General features: G+C 63.9%; 8 protein-coding genes. 6 read left to right on the forward strand and 2 right to left on the reverse strand.

Annotation, left to right across the window (positions count from 1 at the left end):
* Nucleotides 1–134: 134 nt before the first annotated feature.
* The 4 genes from dapF to ACOZKU_RS06040 are packed head-to-tail and all read left to right on the forward strand — an operon-like array spanning nt 135 to nt 4,455.
* On the forward strand, nt 135–1,037 hold the full coding sequence (dapF, locus tag ACOZKU_RS06025) for a diaminopimelate epimerase (RefSeq protein WP_421578085.1): 903 nt from the start codon (nt 135–137) through the stop codon (nt 1,035–1,037).
* The gene (gene mtaB / locus ACOZKU_RS06030) at nt 1,034–2,308 is read left to right on the forward strand and encodes a tRNA (N(6)-L-threonylcarbamoyladenosine(37)-C(2))-methylthiotransferase MtaB (protein WP_421578086.1); all 1,275 of its coding nucleotides are present in this window, start codon (nt 1,034–1,036) and stop codon (nt 2,306–2,308) included. Before dapF ends, mtaB begins: the two co-directional genes overlap by 4 nt.
* 15 nt (nt 2,309–2,323) lie before the next feature.
* Nucleotides 2,324–3,808 (forward strand): signal recognition particle-docking protein FtsY, encoded by a 1,485-nt coding sequence (gene ftsY, locus ACOZKU_RS06035; protein ID WP_421578087.1) that lies wholly within the window; start codon nt 2,324–2,326, stop codon nt 3,806–3,808.
* Entirely contained in the window at nt 3,805–4,455 is a 651-nt protein-coding gene (locus ACOZKU_RS06040; RefSeq protein WP_421578088.1) for a septation protein A, read from the forward strand. Before ftsY ends, ACOZKU_RS06040 begins: the two co-directional genes overlap by 4 nt.
* A 59-nt stretch (nt 4,456–4,514) precedes the next feature.
* On the opposite strand, the gene ACOZKU_RS06045 is transcribed toward ACOZKU_RS06040, so the two are convergent.
* Both ACOZKU_RS06045 and ACOZKU_RS06050 read right to left on the reverse strand, forming a co-directional pair.
* The gene (locus ACOZKU_RS06045) at nt 4,515–5,345 is read right to left on the reverse strand and encodes an aldo/keto reductase (RefSeq protein WP_421578089.1); all 831 of its coding nucleotides are present in this window, start codon (nt 5,343–5,345) and stop codon (nt 4,515–4,517) included.
* A gap of 104 nt (nt 5,346–5,449) precedes the next feature.
* On the reverse strand, nt 5,450–5,995 hold the full coding sequence (locus ACOZKU_RS06050; protein ID WP_421578090.1) for a L,D-transpeptidase family protein: 546 nt from the start codon (nt 5,993–5,995) through the stop codon (nt 5,450–5,452).
* Nucleotides 5,996–6,127: 132 nt separating this feature from the next.
* On the opposite strand from ACOZKU_RS06050, the gene ACOZKU_RS06055 reads away from it, so the two are divergent.
* Both ACOZKU_RS06055 and ACOZKU_RS06060 read left to right on the forward strand, forming a co-directional pair.
* Nucleotides 6,128–6,811: a response regulator transcription factor gene (locus ACOZKU_RS06055; RefSeq protein WP_298101148.1), complete on the forward strand. Its 684-nt coding sequence runs from the start codon at nt 6,128–6,130 to the stop codon at nt 6,809–6,811.
* A 21-nt stretch (nt 6,812–6,832) separates the two neighbouring features.
* The coding region (locus ACOZKU_RS06060; protein ID WP_421578091.1) for a cyclic nucleotide-binding domain-containing protein at nt 6,833–7,081 on the forward strand (249 nt) is incomplete at its 3' end.

Here is a 7,081-nt window from a genome sequence, read left to right on the forward strand (position 1 = left end):
TCCTGCGCGCCAAGGATTCGAAGACTCCGAGGGTTGCATCTGGTATTTTCAAGCCGCTTGCGCCATATACGCGCGAGATACCAAAGACTCCAGAAGCAAGGACTCGCATCCGAATCCTTGCCGGAATATCCGACATGGCCGCAGACGTACAATTCGCCCGCATGAACGGGCTGGGAAACATGATCCTGGTCGTGGACATGCGCGGCCGCACGAATACCGTGACCCCGGCCGCGGCGATTGCGCTCAATGCCGATCCCGCCACCCGCTTCGACCAGATCATGGCGATCCATGACCCGAAGGTCGACGGCACCGATGCCTTCATCGATATCCTCAACTGCGACGGCACCAAGGCGCAGGCCTGCGGCAACGGCACGCGCTGCGTCGTGCAGGCGCTGGCCAGCGAAACCGGCCGCAAGGTCTTCACCTTCCAGACCGTCGCCGGCATCCTGAACGCCGTGGAACATGAAGACGGCACTGTTTCCGTCGACATGGGCAGGCCGGTCTTCGAATGGAACCGCATCCCCCTCGCCGAGGAATTCTACGATACGAGCCGCATCGAGTTGCAGATCGGCCCGATCGACGCGCCGATCCTGCATTCGCCCTCGGCCATGTCGATGGGAAATCCGCATGCGATCTTCTGGGTCGACCGCGACCCGATGACCTTCGATCTCGACCGTTTCGGCCCGCTGCTCGAAAACCACCCGATGTTCCCGGAAAAGGCCAATATCACGCTGGCGCAGGTCACCTCGCCGACGTCGATGACGACGCGCACCTGGGAGCGCGGCGCGGGCCTGACGCTCGCCTGCGGTTCCGCCGCCTGTTCTGCCGGCGTTTCCGGCGCCCGCACCGGCCGCACCGGCCGCAAGGTCGAGATCACGGTCGCCAGCAGCCCGAACCGCGGCAAGCTGACCATCGAATGGCGCGACGACGACCATGTCGTCATGACGGGACCTGCCGAATGGGAATGGTCGGGCACGCTCGATCCCGTCACCGGCACCTTCCGTCGCGACGATGACGCCGGGGCGGCCGCCCTTTGAGCGGCGTCGAGGTCATAACCTTCGGCTGTCGGCTCAACACCTACGAATCGGAAGTGATGCGCGCCGAGGCCGAGAAGGCGGGGCTGAACAATGCCGTGCTGGTCAATACCTGCGCCGTGACCGGCGAGGCCGTGCGCCAGGCGCGACAGGCGATCCGCCGCGCACGCCGGGACAATCCCCATGCCCGCATCATCGTCACCGGCTGCGCCGCGCAGACGGAAAAGCACACCTTCGCCGAAATGCCGGAAGTGGACGTCGTGCTCGGCAACGAGGAGAAGCTAAAAAGCGCTTCCTACCGGGCGCTGCCGGATTTCGGCGTCTCGGCGGAAGAGAAGCTTCGCGTCAACGACATCATGAGCGTGCGCGAGACCGCGCCGCAGATGGTTAGGCTGATCGACGGCCATGTGCGAGCCTTCGTGCAGGTGCAGAACGGCTGCGACCACCGCTGCACCTTCTGCATCATCCCCTATGGCCGCGGCAATTCCCGCTCCGTGCCGATGGGTGCCGTCGTCGACCAGGCGCGAAAGCTGGCCGAAAGCGGCTATTGCGAGATCGTGCTGACCGGTGTCGACGCCACGAGCTACGGCGCCGACCTGCCCGGCAAGCCGAGCCTCGGCCAGCTTGCCAAGACACTTCTCAAGCAGGTGCCGGAAATCCAGCGCCTGCGCCTTTCCTCTATCGACAGCATCGAGGCGGATGCGCATCTCTGGGACCTCATCGCCGACGAGCCGCGTTTCATGCCGCATCTGCATCTCTCCCTCCAGCATGGTGATGACATGATCCTCAAGCGCATGAAGCGCCGCCACTCCGCCGCCGATGCCCGCGCCTTTTGCGGCCGCGTGCGCGCTCTGCGGCCGGATGCAAGCTTCGGCGCCGACATGATCGCCGGTTTCCCGACGGAGACGGAGGACATGTTCGCCAATGCCGCAAGGCTGGCGGAGGACTGCGGTATCGCCCATCTGCACGTCTTTCCCTACAGCCCGCGCCCCGGCACGCCCGCCGCCCGCATGCCGCAGCTCGACCGGGCGCTCGTCAAGGAACGTGCGGGCCGGTTGCGCGAGACTGGAAAACGGCTGCTCGAGGCCCATCTCGTTTCCATGATCGGCAAACACGAAATGATCCTCGTCGAGAACAACGGCCTCGCCCACACCGAAAATTTCACGCTCGTCGATGCCGCCGGCCTGAAGCCGCGCGACCTTGTGCCGGTCACCATCACCGGCCACAATGGCAAGCACCTGACGATGCGGCCCGAAACCCGCCTTCTCGCATAACCAGCGGATACAATCATGGCCCTCGGCTTCATCAAGAAGATTTTTACGTTCGGAAAAGACACCGCCCCTGAGCAGAAGCCAGAGGCCGAGACGGTCGTCGCGGCGCCACAGGTGGAAGAGGCCGCCCCCGAACAGGTCGTCGAGGAGGCCGTCGCTATCGAAGAGCGCGACGCCCTGCTGGAGGAAGCCGAAGCGGCCAATCCCGAGGCGGCAAGCCACGTACCCGATGAGCCGGAGCCGGATATCTATCCCCTGCCGCATACCCCCGCGCTGCCGCTTGCCGAAGACCCGGTTGTGCCAGCGGAGGTGGAAACGGCAGGCGGACCGGCCGATGATATCGGCGAGGCTGAAGACGCCCCCGCCGAGGAAGAACCAGTCGCGACGGTAGAAATTATAGTCGAGGAAGAACCGGAAGCAGCCGTCGAAATCGAAGACCCAGCGCCAGCGGAAGAGACGAAGCCGGCCGAATTCGAAGACCCCGTTCTCGAAGAGGTCGCCCGCCTCGAGCCGAAGGCTTTGCCCAAAGGCTTTGCGAGCGCCGAAGACAAACCGGCCGAGGTGGTTGCCGCGCCGCAGCCGAAGCGCACCTGGTTCCAGCGCCTGCGCGAGGGCCTGTCGCGCACCTCCTCGCAGCTCACCGGCCAGATCACCAGCCTCTTTACCAAGCGCAAGCTTGACGACGAAACCTTGCAGGACCTCGAGGACCTGCTGATCCAGGCCGATCTCGGCGTCGAGACGGCATTGCGCATCACCGATACGCTCGCCTCCGAACGCTACGGCAAGGACGTCACCGGCACCGACGTCTCGCGAATCATGGCAAGCGAGATCACCAAGGTCCTCTCGCCGGTCGCCAAGCCGCTGGCGCTCGACCTCAATCACAAGCCGCATGTCATCCTCGTCGTCGGCGTCAACGGCACCGGCAAGACGACGACCATCGGCAAGCTCGCCGCCAAACTTTCCGGCGCAGGCCTGAAGGTCATGATGGCCGCCGGCGACACATTTCGCGCGGCAGCGATAGAGCAATTGAAGATCTGGGCGGAGCGCACCGGCTCCGAGATCGTCTCCTCGAAACTCGGCGCCGATGCCGCCGGCCTCGCCTATGAGGCCTATGAGCGGGCGCGCGAAAAGAAGAGCGACGTCCTGATCATCGACACCGCAGGCCGCCTGCAGAACAAGACGGAGCTGATGGCGGAACTGGAAAAGATCGTGCGCGTGCTCGGCAAGCTCGACCCCGACGCGCCACACACGGTCCTCCAGACGCTCGACGCCACCACCGGCCAGAACGCCATGAACCAGGTCGAGATTTTCCGCAACGTCGCGGGCGTCACGGGCCTGATCATGACAAAATTGGACGGTACGGCCCGTGGCGGCATCCTTGTGGCCATTGCCGCCAAACACAAGCTGCCGGTCTATTTCATCGGTGTCGGCGAAGGGATCGACGATCTCGAACCCTTCGAGGCCAAGGATTTCGCGGAAGCGATCGCGGGAGTTGGAGCATGAGCAAGGTTTCGCTGGAAACGCCGGCCAAAACCGAGGAGAAGGTCAGCCCGCTCCTCAAGATGGTGCTGGAGCTCGGCCCGCTCGTCGTGTTCTTCTTCGCCAATTCGCGCGGCGAATGGCTGGCGGCGCAGTTCCCGGTCCTCGCGGAAATGGGCGGCCCGATCTTCATCGCCACCGGCCTCTTCATGGCCGCGACCGCGCTGGCGCTCATCGTGTCCTGGGTGCTGACCCGCACCTTGCCGATCATGCCGCTGATTTCGGGCATCGTCGTCTTCGTCTTCGGCGCGCTGACGCTCTGGCTGCAGAACGACACCTTCATCAAGATGAAGCCGACCATCGTCAATTCGCTGTTCGGCTTTATCCTGCTCGGCGGCCTCGTCTTCGGCAAATCCCTGCTCGGCTACGTCTTCCACGCCGCCTTCAAGCTCGATGACGACGGCTGGCGCAAGCTGACGCTGCGCTGGGGCCTGTTCTTCCTGGTGCTTGCCGTGATGAACGAGGTGGTCTGGCGAAACTTCTCGACGGATTTCTGGGTCGCCTTCAAGGTCTGGGGCACCATGCCCATCACCATCCTCTTCACGCTCGCCCAGATGCCGCTGATCATGCGCCATTCGATAGAGCAGTCGGAAGACGGCAAGGCGCAGTAAAGGCATGCCCGTCGCCGCGCCGACCATCAGCCGGCGCGGCGATTTCCCTTATAAGCCAATCAGAACGTCGCCGTCACCGGATCCGGGCCGATGCGCTTGCCGTCCTTTTCGAGCGTGGCGAAGGTCGCCATGTCCTCGGTATCCAGCTTGAAATCGAAGACCTTGAAATTCTCCTCGATGCGCGACGGCGTCACCGATTTCGGGATCACGACGAGGCCGTTGTCGATGTGCCAGCGGGTGATGACCTGCGCCGGCGTGCGGCCGTGCTTGGCGGCGACCTTGGCGACGACAGGGTTTTCCAGCAGCTGACCCTGACCGAGCGGGCTCCAGGACTGTGTGACGATCCGGTGCTTGTCGTGATAGCTGCGGGCGTCCTTCTGCGGAAAATCCGGATGCAGCTCGATCTGGTTGATGACGGGCGTAATGCCGGTCTCGTCGATCAGCCGCTGCAGGTGCTCGGGATAGAAATTGGAGACGCCGATGGAGCGGGCGCGGCCATCCTTCTGCAACTGGATGAAGGCCTTCCAGGTATCGACGAACTGGTCGCGCTTCGGCGCCGGCCAGTGGATGAGGTAGAGATCGACATAGTCGGTGCCGAGGCGCTTCAGGCTGGCATCGAAGGCCTTCAGGGTCGAATCGTAGCCCTGCTCGGAGTTCCAGAGCTTGGTGGTGAGAAAGATTTCCGGACGCGCCACACCGGAAGCGCGGATACCCTCGCCGACCCCTTCTTCGTTCTCGTAGATCGCAGCGGTATCGATGTGGCGATAGCCGGCGCCAAGTGCTGCCTTGACCGCCGTCACGGCCGTATCGTTGGGGGTCTGCCACACGCCGAGACCGACCTGGGGAATGCTGTTGCCGTCATGAAAGAGAAGTGTCGGCTGATCGCTCATGAGAATGTCTCCATGAAAAGGGATGAACCCGGACGGGTTTTGGGAAAGGCGAGGCTGCATATAGGTCGCGGCCGCCGCCATTTCAGCGCCGTGCCGGCAGAAACTTAGAGTACGCGCACGACCGTACCGCGACGCATATGCGGCAGGATGCGCAGCATGTCCGGCCGGGAGACCGCCACGCAGCCGGCCGTCGGCTCGTAACCAGGGCGGATGAGATGGAAGAAGACCGCCGAGCCGGCGTTGCGCCGGCGCGACGTCACGTTCCAGTCGAGCACGAGGCAGAGATCATAGAGCTCGTCCTTGCGCTGCATCTCCTCATGGCTCGGCACGAAGGGCGCACGCACCAGCCTGTTGTAGCTGGGGTGACCGGACGCATCGCACCACAGCATCGATGGATGGCTGCGCTTGAGCGGCAGCGCCGTCTTCGGCTGGCCGAGCCGGTCGCCGCGCAGGAAGCCGGAGAGCACTTTCATGGCGGCGATCGGGGTTGCGCCGTCGCCCTCGCGCTTGCGGCTGGTTCGGCCCGAGCGGCCGATGGCGGCGGGAATGCGCAGCGGCCCGACCTGCACGATGGCGCGGGTCTTTTGGCCCGGTGCCGGCCGCACCAGAATGGTCTTCACGGATTGTTTAGGAGATGTGATCCGCCGCATTCGTCCCCGCCATAGTCCCGCCATGCCGCAATTCGACTGGCTAGGCCGACCATAGGCCGCGAAGGCCATCCCTTCCATTTGAATTTTGGCCCTAACTCCCTTACTTTGCTCAGAAATGCCGAGAGGAAACGCATGACATCCCGCACGATCCTTCTTGTCGACGACGACAACGACCTTCGCGAGACGCTCGTCGAGCAGCTTTCGCTCTACGAGGAATTCACGACGCTGGAGGAAACGACCGCCGGCAAGGGCATCCAGACGGCGCGCGCCAACCAGATCGATCTGCTCATCATGGATGTCGGCCTGCCCGACATGGATGGCCGCGAGGCGGTGAAGCTGTTGCGCAAGGGCGGTTTCAAGGCGCCGATCATCATGCTGACCGGCCACGACACCGATTCGGATACGATCCTCGGCCTCGAAGCCGGCGCCAACGACTATGTGACGAAGCCGTTCCGCTTCGCCGTGCTGCTCGCCCGCATCCGCGCCCAGCTGCGCCAGCACGAGAGCAGCGAGGACGCGACCTTCACCGTCGGCCCCTATACGTTCAAGCCCGGCCAGAAGCTCCTGACGCTGGAAAACGGCCAGAAGATCCGGCTGACGGAAAAGGAAGCGGCGATCATCCGATATCTCTACCGCGCCGACCAGAAGGTGGTGACGCGCGACGTGCTCTTGGAAGAGGTCTGGGGCTACAATTCCGGCGTGACGACCCACACGCTGGAAACCCATGTCTATCGCCTGCGCCAGAAGATCGAGCGCGACCCTTCCAATGCCGAGATTCTCGTGACAGAGAACGGCGGCTACAAGATCGTACCGTAATAAATCAGGAAAGAACCCATCGTGGCTCTCAGCGACGACATCGCCCTTCTCGCCCGCGTGCCGCTGTTCACCGGCCTTGCCGACGACAAGCTGCGGCTGATGGCCTTCGGCGCCGAACGCCGGCGGCTGGTCGAGGGGCAGACGCTGTTTCGCGAGGGCACCTCGGCCGATTGCGGCTTCGTCGTCGCCCACGGCTCGTTCCAGCTCACCTCGACGCTGCGCGACGGCGCGACGAAGGAAGAGGGCATTGCGGACTACGGCACCCTGCTG

The sequence above is a fragment of the Shinella sp. M31 genome (assembly GCF_049199205.1).
GTDB lineage: Bacteria > Pseudomonadota > Alphaproteobacteria > Rhizobiales > Rhizobiaceae > Shinella.